Source organism: Pseudomonas sp. JQ36, assembly GCF_053851495.1.
In genome coordinates, this window is sequence record NZ_CM132642.1 from 1,035,447 (window position 1) to 1,052,274 (window position 16,828).

Below are 16,828 nucleotides of genomic sequence, written 5' to 3' on the forward strand. Positions count from 1 at the left end.
TTATCCAGAGTGAAATTATTCGAGGGTGTCGAGCAGGTCAGTCAGACGCGCCAGTTGTTGGCGCACTTGCAGGGCCAGCGCCGGGGTGATCGCCATGCCGGTCAAGCGACATTCCAGCTCGACAAACGTGCTGGCCAGGGCCTCGACCCGCACGGCGCCGAGTGCCCCGGCCATGCTGTGCAGTTGCTGTGCGACGCTGCTGGCGTTGGCCGCATCCAGCGCCGTCAGTGTGGCCTGAACGTCGCGGCGCAGGGTCGCGACAAACAGCTCGCGCATTTTGGGTGAGAGGGGTGGCGCGGCGTCTGCCACCGGCGCGATCGCTGTCTGGCAGTGGCTTTGCAGCTGTGTGCGCAGTGTCGCCAGGTTCAGCGGCTTGACCATCCATGCGTTCATGCCGACGGCGGCGCAACGTTCGCCTTCTTCGCGCAGGGCATTGGCGGTGACGCCGATGATCGGCAGCGTCGCATCCTGCTGGCGCAGTGCGGCGGCCAACTGGTAACCGTTCATGATCGGCATGTTGACGTCGGTCAGCAGCAGATCGAAGCGTCCGGGTGCCCATTGCACCAGCGCCTGTTCGCCATTGGCGGCGACCACTACCGAACAGCCCAGCGCCTCCAGTTGTTCCTTGATGATCGCCGCATTGATCGTATTGTCCTCGGCCACCAGTACGCGCAGGTTCAGCGTTCGGCTGTTTTTCTGCTGCGAAGGCGCACGCGGGTGACTGGCGCCGTGTCGGGCCAGCGCAATTGCCCAGCCAATTGCACGTACATCGTCGGCATCAACCAGCCAGTCGCTGCCGCTCACCTGCGCCGGATTAGGGCCGCCCGCCATGGCGATGATTCGCGGGCCATCGAATACGCTGGCGTTGGCCAGCGGCGCAAGGTCCACCAGCAGCGCCGAGGAGGGTGGCAGCTCGTTCGTCACCAGGCGGCAATCAAGACCAAAGCGGTCAAGCCAGGCGCTCAGATGCTGCGCCAGTTCGGCCACCGGTGCCCGTACATAAACGGCGGCGCCGCCGGCCACGAACGATGGGCAATCGGCGAGGCTGCCAGGTGCGCAATCCAGGGTCAGTTGCAAGTTGAAGCGGCTGCCCAGTCCCGGCTCGCTGACCACGTTCAACTGACCCTGCATCAACTCACACAGCCACTTGCAAATGGCCAGACCCAACCCGGCACCGGCATGACTGTCGGCTTCGTTGACTTGATAGAACGGGTCGAACAACTGCTGTTGCTGCGCCTGGGAAATGCCGACGCCCGAATCGCTGACCTGCCACTGCACCTCGGCGCGCCCGCCAGTGTTTTGCAGCACATGAACGCGCATGACCACACGGCCATTGTCAGTGAACTTGATTGCGTTGCTCAGCAAGTTATTGAGGATCTGGCGAATGCGCTGCGCATCACCGAGCAATTGATCCGGTAGCGCCGCATCGATGCAGGCATACAGTTGCAAACCTTTGCCACGGGCAAACGCGCCGAAGCTGCGCACGACGTCTTCGGTCAGCTCCAGCGGACAAAACGGCTGAAGCTCGAGATTCATTTGCCCGGCCTCGATCTTCGACACATCCAGCACGTCGCTGATCAGCTTGAACAGACTGGCCGACGAGCGCTGGATGGTGTCCAGATAAGCCTGTTGACGCGGGTTAAGCGTGGTCAGACCGAGCAGTTCCAGAGTGCCGAGCACGCCATACAGCGGCGTGCGGATTTCATGGCTCATCGTCGCCAGAAACCGGCTCTTGGCTCGATTGGCCGAATCAGCGGCCTGGCGCGCGACCTCAAGCGCCGCCGCGTCTTCGACATGGCGGGTCACATCATGCAGTGCACACAGCCAGGCGTCCTGGCCCTGATAACGGGTGGCGACGAAGGCGACATGCAAATGCCGACCGTCAATCTCCAGTTCGGCATGGCCTTGGCCGGTCGCTGCCTGCCGGTCGAGCAGGTTTATCAGTTCGCGGGTGTCGTGCCATTGCTGGGCGCGCTGGTTCTCCAGCAACACCTGATGATCGCGGCGACTGATCACGCACAGGCCGGTGGGCGCGGTGTCGATGACCGCGCGGCTGAACGCTTCGCTTTCGGCGATGCTCGCGTGGGCACTTTGCGCGGGAAGAATGACGCGCTGGGTGTACCAGCGATTGAGTGCCCGGCCACTGCCGAGCAGGGCGAGCACGAGAACCAAAAGGCACAGCAATGGCCACAGCGCGTAATCGAGAAAGCTCTGCACACTGATAACGTAAATCGCCGTCCACGGACGTTCGTCGGGGCTGGTCAGCTTGAACACCAAGCCGTCCGCGGTCAGATTCGTGCCTTCATTGAGCACTTGATCGGGCTTCAGCGCACCGATCAACACCGTACCGTCGGGCGTGAGCAGGGTGAAGTCGTCGTAAATCGACCACGCCATCAAACGCTCGATGTTGTTGACCTGGGACAGTTTCAGCAGCGCGCCGACCACCGCCCAGGAATTGGCGCCTTCGATGGCCTGCGTCGGTTTGCTCAGATTGATCCGCACGTAGGCCAGCAGAGTCGGGGTAACGTTGTCCTTCTCGGCGAACGCGTAGGGCACCCAGTGAACCTGCGCTGAAGTCTGCGTGCGCCGTTGCATGTTCATCCGGGTCATGAGCTCGACGAAGGTGCTTATCTGCGTCGGCCCTGCACCACGCAAACGGCCGGCGGCGGGCACGGCGATATCGAAATTGTCCGGCCCGTTGAGCAGGATCACCTGCGGTGACTGGTAATGCGAGGCTGCCCAGAAGGCGCTGTAATAAGCTGCCAGATAGCTGCCGAGGGCAAACACCTTGGGGTGTTGGCTGGGGGCGATTCGCTCCGGATCGATCTTTACGCTGAACGGCAGCGAAAACGGCAGCCCACGGCCTTCGTAAATGTTCGGCCCTTCTTCGGGCAAAAGCTTTTGGACAACAGGTGGCGTCACAGCCTCGGAAAGGTACACACCCTTGGCGCTGGCCCTTGAGATAGCGTCGAGAAAGGCTTCCTGCTCGTGAATGTTTTCCATCAGTCGGGCGAAGTGGAACTGCAGGGTATCGCGCTGTTCTTCCACCATGCGCTGCACGCCCAGATAACTGATGCCCAGCAACAACAGGACCAGCGCACCGAGCACCAGCAAGCTCTTGTTCAGGCGTAGCGAACTGCTGGCGAGTCTTTCCAGAAATGCGTTGGGCTGCGGCATTACAGCGCCTGATCAGTCAAAGTGGAAAAGTGTCTGGACACAAAGACCTCGGTAGCAAACAGCGTCGTCAACAGCGTATGGGGTTCACCATGCATTGGCCGGTCCATCATGGGTCAGCAACTGCTGGAACTGCTCCGCAGACACGGCGTGGGAAATCAGGAAACCCTGAACCTGAGTGCAGTCGATCTTACGCAACAGAGCAAGTTCTTGCGCGGTTTCCACGCCTTCGGCGACCACCGTCAGGCCCAGTTGCCGACCCAGGGTGACAATGCTGGTCAGCGCCTGGGCCAGCTCGGCGTTACTGTTACAACCCTTCACCAGGGCGCGGTCGATTTTAAGCTCGGTGAAAGGTGCAGACACCAGATTCATATAAGAACTGTAGCCTTTGCCGAAATCATCCTGAGACAAACCGAAACCCTTGATCCGCAAGCGGCAGGCGCCGGCGTAGAAATTACTGATGTCATCGGGCACCGAACATTCCATCAGCTCGAAACAGATCCGCGCCGGCAGGCCTTCATGTTGCAGCACGAAAGCGAGGATGCGGTCGGGCAGGTCATGGCTGTTAAGCAGGTGCGTGGGCAGATTGATCGACACCGGAATGTCATAGCCCTGCTGGCGCCATACGGTTTGCGCGGCAATCGCCTGTTCCAGCATTCGCCAGAGCAGCCGTTCTTCGAGGTCATAAGCAATCAGCGCCGGTAGAAATGCCCCTGGCAACAGCGTGCCATGTTCGGGATGCATCCAGCGCACCAATGTTTCGGCGGCGACGATGCGCCCATTGTCCAGTGCCTTTTTGGGTTGGAACCAGGCCTGTAATTCACCCTTGTCCAAAGCATGCAGAATACTTTGCCGATCAATGCCGGGCTGCGTCGCGACCGGGCCGGCCTGGCGCAGCGTCTGTAACTGCTCGATCAGACAACGCAGGGCAGCGCTGTTGACCGGTTTGGAAATCAGCCCGATGACTTTGACCTGCAGGTTGCTCGCCACCAGGCTCGCGCCCATCAACATGCGCCGCGAGGCAGCGCTCATGATCGCCAGTGCCGGGCGCGAGGGCTGTGCGGCCAGGCCCTGGATGAACTGCACGCCGTCCATGCCCGGCATCAGCAGATCGGTGAGGACCAGATCGAACTCGCGGTTTTTCAGACGCCGCAAGGCTTCTTCGCCGTCCCGGGCAAACTCCAGATCGAACACGCCCAACTCGTTGAACAGGTTCTGCAAGTACAGGTGCTGGAACGGATGATCTTCGACAATCAGCAGGCTAGAGGACTTCATGGGTGACTCGTTCGTAGGGAGCCAGGACGATCGACAAGGCTCTTAGCGTAAAAGGTTTGACCAGGCAGTGGTTCATGCCGGCCGCCAGGCACAGGGCCTCTTCACCGCGCAGGGCGTTGGCGGTGGCGCCGATGATCGGCGTGGTGCAGCCCAGGTGACGCAAGGCTTTGGCCAATTCATAACCGTTGAGTCGTGGCATGTTGACGTCGCTGAGCACGACATCGAAGGTGTCGTCCTGCCACAGTGACAAGGCCTCTTCGCCATCGCTGGCCAACGCTACCGTGCAGCCCAGCTCTTGCAACTGGTCGCGCAGGATCAACTGGTTGATTGCATTATCTTCGGCCACGAGGATGTGCAGGTGCAGCGGCGCCAGCGCCTGGGTTTCTGCCTGTTGCGGATGCTCAATGGTCTGGCCGCCCTGAGCCTGACGCACGGCTCGGCGGATCGCGGCCAGATCACTCAGATTCGCCACCCAGCCTTTACCCGTGCATTGCGGTTCACAGGCAGCATCGCCGCTGGCCAGTACCCGCGGCCCTGACCATTGCAGTTCGCCGCGCGGCTCCATCGGTGCCGGGTACAGTTCCAGCAACACGCCAGCGTCGGCTGATTCGTGGTTGTCCGGCGCGCCGAGGTGCGGTCGGGCGCCCCAACGGCGCAGCCAGCCAGCGAGGCTTTCGGCCAGTTCGCGTACCGGCGACACCACGTAAACGGTTTCACCCGCCAGATTCGGCGCTGCTGCGGGCAATCCGCTGCCCGCGCGCTGCTCCAGTGGCAAGGTCAGGGAAAAACTACTGCCCAGCCCCGGTTCGCTGACCATGCGTAGCGTGCCGTTCATCAAATTTGTCAGCCGCTGGCAGATCGGCAGGCCCAACCCGGTGCCCGCGACCGCATGGCTATTGCCCTGAGTCTGATAGAACGGATCGAAGATAAATGCCTGATCAGCATGGGCAATGCCGCGCCCGGTGTCCGACACCTGCCATTGCACGCACACGCGCTCGCCTTCACGGGACAGCGCTTTGACCCGCAACACCACGCGTCCGGAGTCGGTGAATTTGACCGCGTTGCTCAACAGATTATTGAGAATCTGCCGCACCCGGCTGACATCGCCCACCAGGGTGTCGGGCAGTTGCGGATCAAAGCATGCGTACAGTTGCAAACCTTTGCTCTGCGCCGCCGCCGCGTATCCCTGCACCACCTCCTGCGCCAGCGCAACGATGGAAAAATCGCTCAGCTCCAGCGCCAGTTGCCCGGCCTCGATTTTCGACACATCAAGCACATCGCAGATCAATTGCAGCAGGGTCGCGGACGAGCCTTCGATCGCGCGCAAATAGCTTTTCTGCTGGTTGTCGAGCCGGGTGCGGGCGAGCAGTTCGAGGGTGCCGAGCACGCCATACAGCGGCGTGCGGATTTCGTGGCTCATGGTCGCGAGAAACAGGGTTTTCGCTTCGTTGGCGGCATCGGCCGACTGGCGCGCCTGCTCCAGCGCCGCTTCGATTTGCCGGCGCGCGCTGATATCGCTGAAGGCGCAAAGCAATACGTCTTCACCTTTGTAGCGGGTCGGTGCGCAGCTCAGGTACAGGTGCCGGCCATCAGCGGTGTCGAAATAGTCGGTCAGGCAGGGCGCATTGTCGTCAAACGCAGCGCGAATCCAGCCGGGGCCCAGTTGCTGGCTGCATGTGCCCAGCCATTGTTGGGCAAGGGTATTTTCCAGTACCACCTGGCCATCGCTGCGGCGCAACACGCAGAGTGCCACGGGTGCGGTCTGGATCACGTCGCGGCTGAACAGCTCGCTTTCCACCAGCGCCTGAATCCGGTGCAGTGTGGGCGTGATGAAGCGATGTTCCAGGCGCCGGGTCAGCAGACACACCAGGTTGATGCTCGCCAGACAGAACACCAGTGCGCCAAGCATCTGCGGCCACAAGGCCCAAAGCACCGCCAGCAAGTCGATGGAGTAGGTGAGTTGCCAGTCCGACGACTTCAGTTGTTTGCGCAACACCAGTTGCTCGGGCAGCCAGCCGTTGCCGACGAATCCGAAGAAATCCTGCTGGCGCAGCAGTGGCAGATCCTGCCCCGGCGGCGGCTTGTGGCTGTTGCTGAAGAGCGGCATCCCTTGCGAGTTGAACATGGTGAACTCGCCGGCGCTATGGTCACTCAAGGCGTTGGAGACTTCCCGGTCGTCCATTTCCAGACCGAGCCAGCCGGAATCGAGGTCGCGATCATCCAGGCGAATGAAGATGTACAGCTGCGAGTGCCCTTGCAAGTTGTGGGTCAGCCAGATTTCTTTGAGGGCGCTGGTGTTGTCGCGTTTGAAGGTTTCCAGGCGATCAAGCATCGCACGCGGAAAATCGCCAGCCATGGGCGTCGTGTTGTACAGGCGCCACACCTGCGCCTCGGTGCCGCTGCTGACGTAGAGCAGATTCAATTTGCGCGCTTGCAGATAGTCACGCATGCGCTGGGTCAGCCAGATGCTCCATTGCTTGCCGGGGGTTTGTCCCAGCAGCAGCCGGATTTCTTCCTCGGACAGCGGCGCGCTCAAAGCGGTCTGGCGAGTCGCCGACAAACTCAGGCTTTCCAGCAGCGCCTCGCGGGTGGTGAAAAAGGTGTGCGCCTCGGCGATGGCGCTGCTCATGTAACTGCGCCGCTGAGAAATTTCGTTGTTGAAGGTGAACAGCAGAAAGCTGTACACGCCGCCGAGGATGCCCACCAGCAGCACCCACGCAAAAATGCGCAACAAACGTCGCGCAGCGTGGGGTGTGGACAGGACCGGGCTGATCTGGTGGAGGTAGTTCTTCAATCGCATCCCGGCACAGTAGGAGCGGCCGGGCATGATGAAAATCAGACGATTCTTAAAGAGGGCTGCGCGAACAATTGGCTATAGCAACCCATCAATGGATTCAAAGGTAACTCATGACAAATGCAATCGTTGCGTTGGCTGTTCCGGCGCGCATGCCCTTGTCAAACCCACCATTGCCACCTGTTTCAGCGACGCGAAAGTAACGAGCGCTCAGGGGGATCTTCAAGTTGCCTCCCGCAGGGGAATAGTCCGCGAACACATAGCTTTGATGTAAAACCAAGGGGTTTCCATTGCTATCGAGTACTTGCAACGCCACGCCCTGAGCAGTCGAATCTGCACTCAGCTTTACGATGCCCCTCGTGGAGTTTTGCGAAGGAGAAGTCAGGGTAGGCTTGAGCGTATAAGTTACTTTGTTTATGCCTGGCGGACAGTTATTAAGGCTGATGTCAAATTTGACCGGCTCAGAATATGCGCCGTTTTGGGCAAAGCTACTCATGTCATGCGCGCCCATGTCTACTTTGATGTCAGGCGTTTCACAGGATTGAGGCACAATCGTTGTGCCATTGGTCGCCATTGCGAGTGGTGACACTCCATCTGCATGGAAAATCCCAAGTGTTCCTGCCGGGATTTTCTGTACATCGATTACATCCGCTATTTTGAATAGCCGTAGCACGTGTCTTGTGGTGTCCCATCCGTATCCGCCCGCCTCTCGGCGAATACCCGGATAAATGGGTAGGGTTACATTGTCTTTGTAGGACCATTGCCATGCGAGCCCGGTGTTTCCGATTGCGTAAACAAGGTCACCCGATTTAGACACACCGACGTTGTTCTGAACACCATATGAAAACTCGTTAGTACATTTATACGAGCTGGGCGTAGGTCCCATTGTGAATGGAGGACTTTCATATATTACGGTGCCGTTAGGTGTATCACGAGGAATCGAAAGTGTAGCGGGTACTTGCATAGTGATAGTTGTTTGATGATGACCCGGGTAGAACGAGCAATTAGCCGCGCCCGCGTAGCAGGGCGCAAAAAGTAACGACAGACATAGCGTGTGAATCAATTTCGTTAGCTGGAGCGGGCGCTGGAGTTTGAAACGTTTCATGAAGAGGGCTTTACGTATCGGCCAGTGAGCGGCGTACGTTAGCCAAGGTATTCAAGCCCGCACATCAGGCGATTCTTAGAAAGCAATCATCCCTTGCACCGTGTTGCCGCCTTCGCGAGCAGGCTCGCTCCTACATGTGGAATGGGTTCCCCCTGTAGGATTGAGCCTGCTCGCGATGGCGTTCTTCCATGCAACACAAAAACCCACTCCACTGGTCAACTAATTACAAAGCAACCTAACTATTACGTTGACATTCGCTGCCTAGGCAGTAACATCTCGACATACATTCACTGCCTAGGCAGTTATTAGGTGAGCACATGAAGCATTTCACCCCGGACGAATTCAAACACTGCCATCTCGGCCTGTTGCTCGGCCGTGCCGCGCTGCTCAAGGACCGGATCATCGACACCCACATGGAACCCCACGGCATCACCGCCGCGCAGTTCAAGGTGTTGATCATCATGGCCCAGTTCGGCGTCGACACCCCGGCCGAGCTGTGCCGGCATCTGTCGCTGGACAGCGGTTCGATGACACGCATGCTCGATCGTCTGGAGCAGAAAGGTTTCCTGGCTCGCCAACGCAACGAAGGCGATCGCCGTCAGGTGCAGCTCAAGCTCACCGAGCAGGGCCAGCAACTGGCCGATCGCCTGCCATACATCGGTGCCGATGCGATGAATGAACTGGCCGGCGCCATCTCCCGCGAAGAGCTGAAAACCCTGGAATACATCCTCAAGAAAATCCTGCTGGCAGCCGGTGACCCGATCACTATCCAGCGGTTAGGTGAACACAATGAGCGGTAAAACCTTGCGCAGCAGTCTGACCCTGGTGCTGTCGGCAATGATCCTCGCCGGCTGCGCCAACTACAGCGGCCTCGACACTCAAGGCAAAAGCCTGGATGCGAAAAGCCTCAACGCCAGCCAGTCCCTCAACGGCGTGACTCTGTCGCCGGCCGCATGGCCGAAGAGCGACTGGTGGACCAGCCTTGGCGATCCGCAACTCGACGGTCTGATCCGCGAAGCGCTGCACGACAGCCCTGACATGCAGATCGCCGAAGCCCGCGCGCATCAGGCCAGCGCCGCCGCGTATGCCGCCGATGCCGAACGCTATCCGACCCTCGACGCCAGCGCCGGCATCAGCCGTTCGCGGCTGGCCAAGGATCAGGACCCGCGAGGGCAGGGCGACGCCTACGCCACCGTGCGTAACGTCAGCGCCGGTTTCAATTACAACTTCGATCTCTGGGGCGGCCAGCGTGACGCCTGGGAAGCCGCACTCGGTCAGGCCCGTGCCGCCGAAGTCGACCGCCAGGCTGCGCAGTTGACCCTCGCCGCCGATGTGGCCCGCGCCTACAGCGATCTGGGGCAGGCGCACATCGTTTATGACCTGGCCAACGAAGACCTCAAGCGCACCAGGCAGATGCTCGAGCTGAGCCAGCGCCGCTTGGGTGCCGGGATCGACAGCCAGTACCAGTTTCAGCAAACCCAGAGTCTGGAAGCCAGCTCCGAAGCCAGCCTGATCGACGCGGAAAAACGCCTGAACAGCGCGAAAATCGCCTTGGCCGTGTTGCTCGGTAAAGGTCCGGATCGCGGCGGCGAAATCGCCCGGCCAAAAGTGTTGCAGGCCAGTGCCGTGGCGGTGCCGTCGGTGCTGCCGGCGGAACTGCTTGGCCGTCGCCCGGATCTGGTCGCTGCGCGCTGGCGCGTAGAGGCGGCGAGCAAAGACATCGACTCGGCGAAAACCCGCTTCTATCCGAACTTGAACCTCACGGCTTCGGCCGGTGCGGAATCCTTGTTGGGTGACGCGATGTTCGGGTCGGCCAGTCGTTTCTTCAACATCGCCCCGACCATCTCGGTGCCGATTTTCGATGGCGGGCGTCTGCGCGCCAACCTCGATGCGCGCGACGCTGATTACGATCTGGCGGTGGCGCAGTACAACAAAAGTCTGGTGAAAGCACTGGGCGATGTCAGCGACACGATCAACCAGTTGCGTGACATCGGCCGCCAGATCGGTGCGCAGCAGCACGCCACCGAGATTGCCCAGGATTCTTACAACACCGTCGTCCAGCGTTACGGTTCCGGCATCGGCAACTACCTGGACGTGCTCAGCATCGAGCAGCAATTGCTCCAGGCCCAGCGTCAGCTGGCCACCCTCAATGCCGAGCAGATCGACCTGTCGATTCAACTGATGCAAGCGCTGGGCGGCGGCTTTCAGGGTGAAACCCTGACCGCAGCCAACGCCACCCCAGCCACGTCGCACAACTAATTCAGGTATTTGTCATGGCCACTGCCGAAAACACTCAAGCTCAAGCCAACACCCCCGACACCGGCAATCCGCGCAAGCGCAAAGTCATGCTGTTGGTCTTGGCCGTTATCGTGCTCCTCGCCTGTGCTGGCGTGTGGGCGTATCACGAATTCATCGGGCGCTTCAACGAGAGCACCGACGACGCCTACGTCAACGGCAACGTCGTTGAGATCACGCCGCTGGTGACCGGCACCGTGGTCAGCATCGGCGCCGACGATGGCGACCTGGTCCACGAAGGTCAGGTGCTGATCAACTTCGACCCGAACGACGCTGAAGTCGGCCTGCAAAGTGCCCAGGCGAAACTGGCGCGCACCGTGCGTCAGGTACGTGGCCTCTACAGCAACGTCGACGGCATGAAAGCCCAGGTCAACGCGCAACAGGCCGAAGTGCAGAAGGCCCAGGACAACTACAACCGCCGGAAAAACCTCGCTGCTGGCGGGGCGATTTCCCAGGAAGAACTGTCCCACGCTCGCGACGACCTGACCTCGGCGCAAAACGCCCTGGCCAACGCCAAGCAGCAACTGAAAACCACCAGCGCACTGGTCGATGACACCGTGGTTTCGTCGCACCCGGACGTGATGTCCGCCGCTGCCGATCTGCGTCAGGCCTACCTGACCAACGCCCGTAGCACCCTGATTGCGCCGGTCACCGGTTACGTCGCCAAACGCACCGTGCAACTCGGTCAGCGTGTACAGCCGGGCACTGCGCTGATGGCGGTGATTCCGCTGGATCAATTGTGGATCGACGCCAACTTCAAGGAAACCCAGCTGCGTGACATGCGCATCGGCCAGCCGGTGGACATCGAGTCCGACATCTACGGCAGCGACGTGAAATACAGCGGCACCGTCGACAGCCTCGGCGCCGGCACCGGCAGCGCGTTCGCCCTGTTGCCGGCGCAGAACGCCACCGGTAACTGGATCAAGATCGTGCAGCGCGTGCCGGTGCGGATTCACATCAATGCCGAAGAGCTGGCCAAGCACCCGCTGCGGGTCGGTCTGTCGACCAACGTTGAAGTGAATCTGCACGACCAGAGCGGCCCGGTGCTGGCCCAGCAACCGCCGCAAAAGGCCTCGTTCAGCACCAACGTCTACGACCGCCAACTGGCTGAAGCCGACGCGATGATTGCGCAGCTGATCCACGACAACAGCGCAGCGGTGAGCAAGACCGCGCAACGCTGACCTGCACTGACCTTGTAGGAGTGAGCCTGCTCGCGATAGCGGTGTATCAGTCGAGAAAATTGGGTCTGACACACCGCTATCGCGAGCAGGCTCACTCCTACAGGGCTGCGGCGACCATCAGGTTTCATAGGATTCACAATGAGCAATAACGCCTCTTTCACGCCGCCCAGCCTGTTGCTCAGCACCATCGGCCTGTCGCTGGCGACGTTCATGCAAGTGCTCGACACCACCATCGCCAACGTGGCGCTGCCGACCATTTCCGGCAACCTCGGGGTGAGTTCGGAGCAGGGCACCTGGGTGATCACCTCGTTTGCCGTGAGTAACGCCATCGCGCTGCCGCTGACCGGTTGGCTCAGCCGGCGTTTCGGCGAGGTGAAGCTGTTTCTCTGGGCCACCATCCTGTTTGTGCTGGCCTCGTTTCTCTGCGGTATCTCCACCTCGATGCCGGAACTGATCGGCTTCCGTGTGCTGCAAGGCCTGGTGGCCGGGCCGCTGTACCCGATGACGCAGACGCTGTTGATTGCCGTGTACCCCCCCGCGAGGCGCGGCATGGCCCTGGCGTTGCTGGCGATGGTCACGGTGGTCGCGCCAATTGCAGGTCCCATTCTCGGTGGCTGGATTACCGACAGCTACAGCTGGCCGTGGATCTTCTTCATCAACGTACCGATCGGCATCTTTGCGGTGATGGTGGTGCGCTCGCAACTGGCCAAGCGCCCGGTGGAGACCAGTCGCCAGCCGATGGACTACGTCGGGCTGATCACGCTGATCATCGGCGTCGGCGCGTTGCAGGTGATCCTCGACAAGGGCAATGACCTGGACTGGTTCGAGTCGAACTTCATCATCATCGGTGCTGCGATTTCGGTGATCGCCCTGGCAGTGTTCGTCATCTGGGAAATGACCGATCAGCATCCGGTGGTGAATCTGCGCCTGTTCGCCCATCGCAACTTCCGCATCGGCACACTGGTGCTGGTGCTGGGTTACGCCGGGTTCTTCGGCATCAACCTGATTCTGCCGCAGTGGCTGCAAACCCAGATGGGTTACACCGCGACCTGGGCCGGTCTGGCGGTGGCGCCGATCGGGATTCTGCCGGTGTTGCTGTCGCCGTTTGTCGGCAAGTACGCGAACAAATTCGACCTGCGCCTGTTGGCCGGTCTGGCGTTCCTCGCGATTGGCCTGAGCTGCTTCATGCGCGCCGAGTTCACCAACGAGGTGGACTTCCAGCACATCGCCCTGGTGCAGCTGTTCATGGGGATTGGCGTGGCGCTGTTCTTCATGCCGACCCTGAGCATCCTCATGTCCGACCTGCCACCGAGCCAGATCGCCGACGGCGCAGGCCTGGCGACCTTCCTGCGCACCTTGGGCGGCAGCTTTGCCGCATCGCTGACCACGTGGATCTGGATCCGCCGCGCCGATCAGCATCATGCATACATGAGCGAAAGCATCAGCGCCTATGAGCCGGCGACCCGCGAGACCTTGAATCATTTGGGCGGCGCGAGCCAATCGGCGTACGCGCAGATGGATCAGATCCTCACCAGCCAGGCGTACATGCTCTCCACCGTGGATTACTTCACGTTGTTGGGCTGGGGCTTCATGGGGCTGATTCTGATTGTGTGGCTGGCGAAGCCACCGTTTGCGGCGAAGGCCGGCCCGGCAGCCAGCGGTCACTAGGCAAAACGCGGTCAAAAATGTGGGAGCGGGCTTGCTCGCGAAAGCGGTGTATCAGACAAATCAATGCTGAATGACACTCCGTATTCGCGAGCAAGCCCGCTCCCACATTGGGTTTTGTGTTGTGTCAGTTGGCAGGTGCTGCCAGTTGTGGCGGCGGAGCAAAGTCGAACGGCGCCAGGGCAAACCCGTTCTCATCCACCTGCAACGCCCAACCCTGACGATCCCAGTCCCCCAGCACAATCCGCTTCGCCGCTTGCTCACCGAGCTGCAGCTTGTGGATCGCCGGGCGATGGGTATGGCCATGAATCAGGGTTTTCACCGCGTATTGCTGCATGATCCGCGGAATCTCTTCCGGTGTGACATCGACGATGTCATTAGCCTTCATCCGCGTCTGCGCGCGGCTTTCGCTGCGCAGCTTGCGCGCCAGTTTGTGGCGGGTGCTCAGCGGCAGGTGGCGCAGGATAAACAGCGTGATCGGGTTGCGCAGGTAGCGCCGCAGCTTCATGTAGCCAACGTCGCGGGTGCACAGGCTGTCGCCGTGCATCAGCAGCACCGGCTCGCCGTAAAACTGCACGACACTCGGGTCCTTCAACAGCGTGCAGCCAGCCTCTTTGCAGAAGGCCTTGCCGAGCAGGAAGTCGCGATTGCCGTGCATCAGAAAGATCGCCGTGCCGCTGTCGCTCAATTGGCGCAGGGCCTGGCAGATGGAACGCTGGAAGGGCGTCATGGCGTCGTCGCCAATCCACGCCTCGAAAAAATCGCCGAGAATGTACAACGCACTCGCCGAGCGGGCGCGTCCGGCGAGCAAATCCAGAAACGCCCGGGTGATGTCCGGGCGCTCCTCTTCCAGATGCAAGTCTGAAATCAGCAATATCACGCTTCGATGATCTCGGCTTTCTCGATGATCACGTCGTCTTTCGGCACGTCCTGGTGACCGGCCTTGGAAGTGGTGGCAACGCCTTCGATCTTGTCGACCACGTCGGTACCGGCAACCACTTTACCGAACACGGCATAACCCCAGCCCTGAGCGGTCTTGGCGGTGTGGTTGAGGAAGCTGTTGTTGGTGGCGTTGATGAAGAACTGCGCCGAGGCCGAATGCGGGTCCATGGTGCGGGCCATGGCAACGGTGTACTTCTCGTTTTTCAGGCCGTTGTCAGCTTCGTTCTGAATGCTTGGGCTCTTGTCTTTCTTTTCCTGCATGCCAGGCTCGAAACCGCCGCCCTGGATCATGAAGCCCTTGATCACACGGTGGAACACCACGTTCTCGTAGTGACCTTTCTTAACGTATTCGATGAAGTTGGCAGCGGTGATCGGCGCTTTTTCCGCGTCCAGTTCGATGACGATGTCGCCGTAGTTGGTGGTCAGTTTGACTTGAGTCATGATCGCTACTCTTTATAAGGAATTCGTGGTTTTCGGACACTGAGTACCGAAACCGGTTCAGCCTGCATCGGCCAAGGTGCGCAGTTTAGCGTGACAGGCGCGAATTTCGAGGCTGTTTTTCAAATCCCGGTGATTAAATGCGCTCCTTTATAGGCCACGCTCTGTCAGCCCCTTGACAGCATCGGCTATGATAGCGGCTTTGTTTTGTCTGGCCCCCTTTGCGGCCGCGCACATGTAAGTCAAGGATCCTATGAGCAAGCCCACTGTCGACCCTACCTCGAATGCCAAGTCCGGCCCTGCCGTGCCGGTCAATTTCCTGCGGCCGATCATCCAGGCAGACCTGGACTCGGGCAAGCACACCCAGATCGTCACCCGTTTTCCGCCTGAGCCCAACGGCTACCTGCACATCGGCCACGCCAAGTCGATCTGCGTGAACTTCGGCCTGGCCCAGGAGTTCGGCGGCGTCACGCACCTGCGTTTCGACGACACCAATCCGGCCAAGGAAGACCAGGAATACATCGACGCGATCGAATCCGACGTCAAATGGCTGGGCTTCGAGTGGTCCGGCGAAGTGCGCTACGCCTCGCAGTATTTCGACCAGTTGCACGACTGGGCGGTGGAACTGATCAAGGCCGGCAAGGCCTACGTCGACGACCTGACCCCTGAGCAGGCCAAGGAATACCGTGGCAGCCTGACCGAGCCGGGCAAGAACAGTCCGTTCCGCGACCGTTCGGTGGAAGAGAACCTTGACTGGTTTGCACGCATGCGCGCCGGTGAGTTCCCGGACGGCGCCCGCGTGCTGCGCGCGAAGATCGACATGGCCTCGCCGAACATGAACCTGCGCGACCCGATCATGTACCGCATCCGCCACGCCCATCACCATCAGACCGGTGACAAGTGGTGCATCTACCCGAACTACGACTTCACCCACGGTCAGTCGGACGCCATCGAAGGCATCACCCACTCGATCTGCACCCTGGAATTCGAAAGCCATCGTCCGCTGTACGAGTGGTTCCTGGAAAACCTGCCGGTGCCGGCCAACCCGCGCCAGTACGAGTTCAGCCGCCTGAACCTGAACTACACCATCACCAGCAAGCGCAAACTCAAGCAACTGGTCGATGAAAAGCACGTCAATGGCTGGGACGACCCGCGCATGTCGACGCTGTCGGGCTTCCGCCGCCGTGGCTATACGCCGGCGTCGATCCGCAACTTCTGCGACATGATCGGCACCAACCGTTCCGATGGCGTGGTCGATTTCGGCATGCTCGAGTTCAGCATCCGTCAGGATCTGGACGCGAACGCCCCGCGTGCCATGTGCGTGCTGCGTCCGTTGAAAGTCGTGATCACCAACTACCCGGAAGGTCAGGTCGAAAACCTCGAACTGCCGCGTCATCCGCAGAAAGAAGAACTCGGCGTGCGTCAGCTGCCGTTCGCCCGTGAAATCTACATCGACCGCGATGATTTCATGGAAGAACCGCCAAAGGGCTACAAGCGCCTGGAGCCGAACGGCGAAGTGCGTCTGCGTGGCAGTTACGTGATCCGTGCGGACGAAGCGATCAAGGACGCCGACGGCAACATCGTCGAGCTGCGTTGCTCGTACGACCCGGACACCCTCGGCAAGAACCCTGAAGGCCGCAAGGTCAAAGGCGTGATCCACTGGGTGCCGGCGGCTGCCAGCATCGAGTGCGAAGTTCGTCTGTACGATCGCCTGTTCCGCTCTCCGAACCCGGAGAAGGCCGAAGACAGCGCGAGTTTCCTCGACAACATCAACCCTGACTCACTGCAAGTGCTGACCGGTTGTCGTGCTGAGCCATCGCTTGGCAACGCACAGCCGGAAGACCGTTTCCAGTTCGAGCGCGAAGGCTACTTCGTTGCCGACATCAAGGACTCGAAACCAGGTCAGCCGGTATTCAACCGTACCGTGACCCTGCGTGATTCGTGGGGCCAGTGATTTAG

11 protein-coding genes are annotated in these 16,828 nt (G+C 60.4%); 5 read left to right on the forward strand and 6 right to left on the reverse strand.

Features of this window, described 5'->3' with window-relative positions; translation table 11 throughout:
* Nucleotides 1–15: 15 nt before the first annotated feature.
* The 4 genes from ACS4NR_RS04670 to ACS4NR_RS04685 form a co-directional block, all read right to left on the reverse strand.
* Nucleotides 16–3,177: an ATP-binding protein gene (locus tag ACS4NR_RS04670; protein ID WP_456019220.1), complete on the reverse strand. Its 3,162-nt coding sequence runs from the start codon at nt 3,175–3,177 to the stop codon at nt 16–18.
* An 84-nt stretch (nt 3,178–3,261) separates the two neighbouring features.
* Complete coding sequence (locus ACS4NR_RS04675; protein ID WP_145596628.1) at nt 3,262–4,449, reverse strand: EAL domain-containing response regulator; 1,188 nt, start codon at nt 4,447–4,449, stop codon at nt 3,262–3,264.
* On the reverse strand, nt 4,436–7,249 hold the full coding sequence (locus tag ACS4NR_RS04680; protein WP_456019221.1) for an ATP-binding protein: 2,814 nt from the start codon (nt 7,247–7,249) through the stop codon (nt 4,436–4,438). The genes ACS4NR_RS04675 and ACS4NR_RS04680 overlap by 14 nt, the downstream gene beginning before the upstream one ends.
* Nucleotides 7,250–7,343: 94 nt before the next feature.
* A complete protein-coding gene (locus ACS4NR_RS04685; protein WP_456019223.1) occupies nt 7,344–8,348 on the reverse strand; it encodes a fimbrial protein in 1,005 nt (334 codons plus the stop codon).
* Between the two features lie 317 nt (nt 8,349–8,665).
* On the opposite strand from ACS4NR_RS04685, the gene ACS4NR_RS04690 reads away from it, so the two are divergent.
* From ACS4NR_RS04690 to ACS4NR_RS04705, 4 genes are all read left to right on the forward strand, one after another.
* Nucleotides 8,666–9,148, forward strand: coding sequence for a MarR family winged helix-turn-helix transcriptional regulator (locus ACS4NR_RS04690; protein WP_456019224.1), 483 nt, complete (start codon nt 8,666–8,668; stop codon nt 9,146–9,148).
* Nucleotides 9,138–10,607, forward strand: coding sequence for an efflux transporter outer membrane subunit (locus ACS4NR_RS04695; RefSeq protein ID WP_456019225.1), 1,470 nt, complete (start codon nt 9,138–9,140; stop codon nt 10,605–10,607). Before ACS4NR_RS04690 ends, ACS4NR_RS04695 begins: the two co-directional genes overlap by 11 nt.
* A gap of 14 nt (nt 10,608–10,621) precedes the next feature.
* Complete coding sequence (locus ACS4NR_RS04700) at nt 10,622–11,824, forward strand: HlyD family secretion protein (RefSeq protein WP_456019226.1); 1,203 nt, start codon at nt 10,622–10,624, stop codon at nt 11,822–11,824.
* Nucleotides 11,825–11,962: 138 nt separating this feature from the next.
* The gene (locus ACS4NR_RS04705) at nt 11,963–13,492 is read left to right on the forward strand and encodes a DHA2 family efflux MFS transporter permease subunit (RefSeq protein WP_456019227.1); all 1,530 of its coding nucleotides are present in this window, start codon (nt 11,963–11,965) and stop codon (nt 13,490–13,492) included.
* A gap of 124 nt (nt 13,493–13,616) precedes the next feature.
* Here the strand turns inward: ACS4NR_RS04705 and lpxH are convergent, their stop codons facing one another.
* Together lpxH and ACS4NR_RS04715 are read right to left on the reverse strand one after the other, a co-directional pair.
* Nucleotides 13,617–14,369, reverse strand: coding sequence for a UDP-2,3-diacylglucosamine diphosphatase (gene lpxH / locus ACS4NR_RS04710; RefSeq protein ID WP_456019228.1), 753 nt, complete (start codon nt 14,367–14,369; stop codon nt 13,617–13,619).
* Nucleotides 14,366–14,872: a peptidylprolyl isomerase gene (locus ACS4NR_RS04715; RefSeq protein WP_027614639.1), complete on the reverse strand. Its 507-nt coding sequence runs from the start codon at nt 14,870–14,872 to the stop codon at nt 14,366–14,368. Before ACS4NR_RS04715 ends, lpxH begins: the two co-directional genes overlap by 4 nt.
* A gap of 250 nt (nt 14,873–15,122) precedes the next feature.
* Here ACS4NR_RS04715 and ACS4NR_RS04720 point away from each other — a divergent pair, with 250 nt between their 5' ends.
* Nucleotides 15,123–16,823: a glutamine--tRNA ligase/YqeY domain fusion protein gene (locus tag ACS4NR_RS04720; protein ID WP_047291683.1), complete on the forward strand. Its 1,701-nt coding sequence runs from the start codon at nt 15,123–15,125 to the stop codon at nt 16,821–16,823.
* The last annotated feature ends 5 nt before the right edge of the window (nt 16,824–16,828 follow it).

Coding starts and splice junctions, on each gene's coding strand:
- ACS4NR_RS04700 (WP_456019226.1), top strand. CDS start 10,622: ATGGCCACTGCCGAAAACACTCAAGCTCAAGCCAACACCCCCGACACC.
- ACS4NR_RS04685 (WP_456019223.1), bottom strand. CDS start 8,348: ATGAAACGTTTCAAACTCCAGCGCCCGCTCCAGCTAACGAAATTGATT.
- ACS4NR_RS04695 (WP_456019225.1), top strand. CDS start 9,138: ATGAGCGGTAAAACCTTGCGCAGCAGTCTGACCCTGGTGCTGTCGGCA.
- ACS4NR_RS04690 (WP_456019224.1), top strand. CDS start 8,666: ATGAAGCATTTCACCCCGGACGAATTCAAACACTGCCATCTCGGCCTG.
- ACS4NR_RS04670 (WP_456019220.1), bottom strand. CDS start 3,177: ATGCCGCAGCCCAACGCATTTCTGGAAAGACTCGCCAGCAGTTCGCTA.
- ACS4NR_RS04705 (WP_456019227.1), top strand. CDS start 11,963: ATGAGCAATAACGCCTCTTTCACGCCGCCCAGCCTGTTGCTCAGCACC.
- ACS4NR_RS04720 (WP_047291683.1), top strand. CDS start 15,123: ATGAGCAAGCCCACTGTCGACCCTACCTCGAATGCCAAGTCCGGCCCT.
- ACS4NR_RS04680 (WP_456019221.1), bottom strand. CDS start 7,249: ATGCGATTGAAGAACTACCTCCACCAGATCAGCCCGGTCCTGTCCACA.
- ACS4NR_RS04675 (WP_145596628.1), bottom strand. CDS start 4,449: ATGAAGTCCTCTAGCCTGCTGATTGTCGAAGATCATCCGTTCCAGCAC.
- ACS4NR_RS04715 (WP_027614639.1), bottom strand. CDS start 14,872: ATGACTCAAGTCAAACTGACCACCAACTACGGCGACATCGTCATCGAA.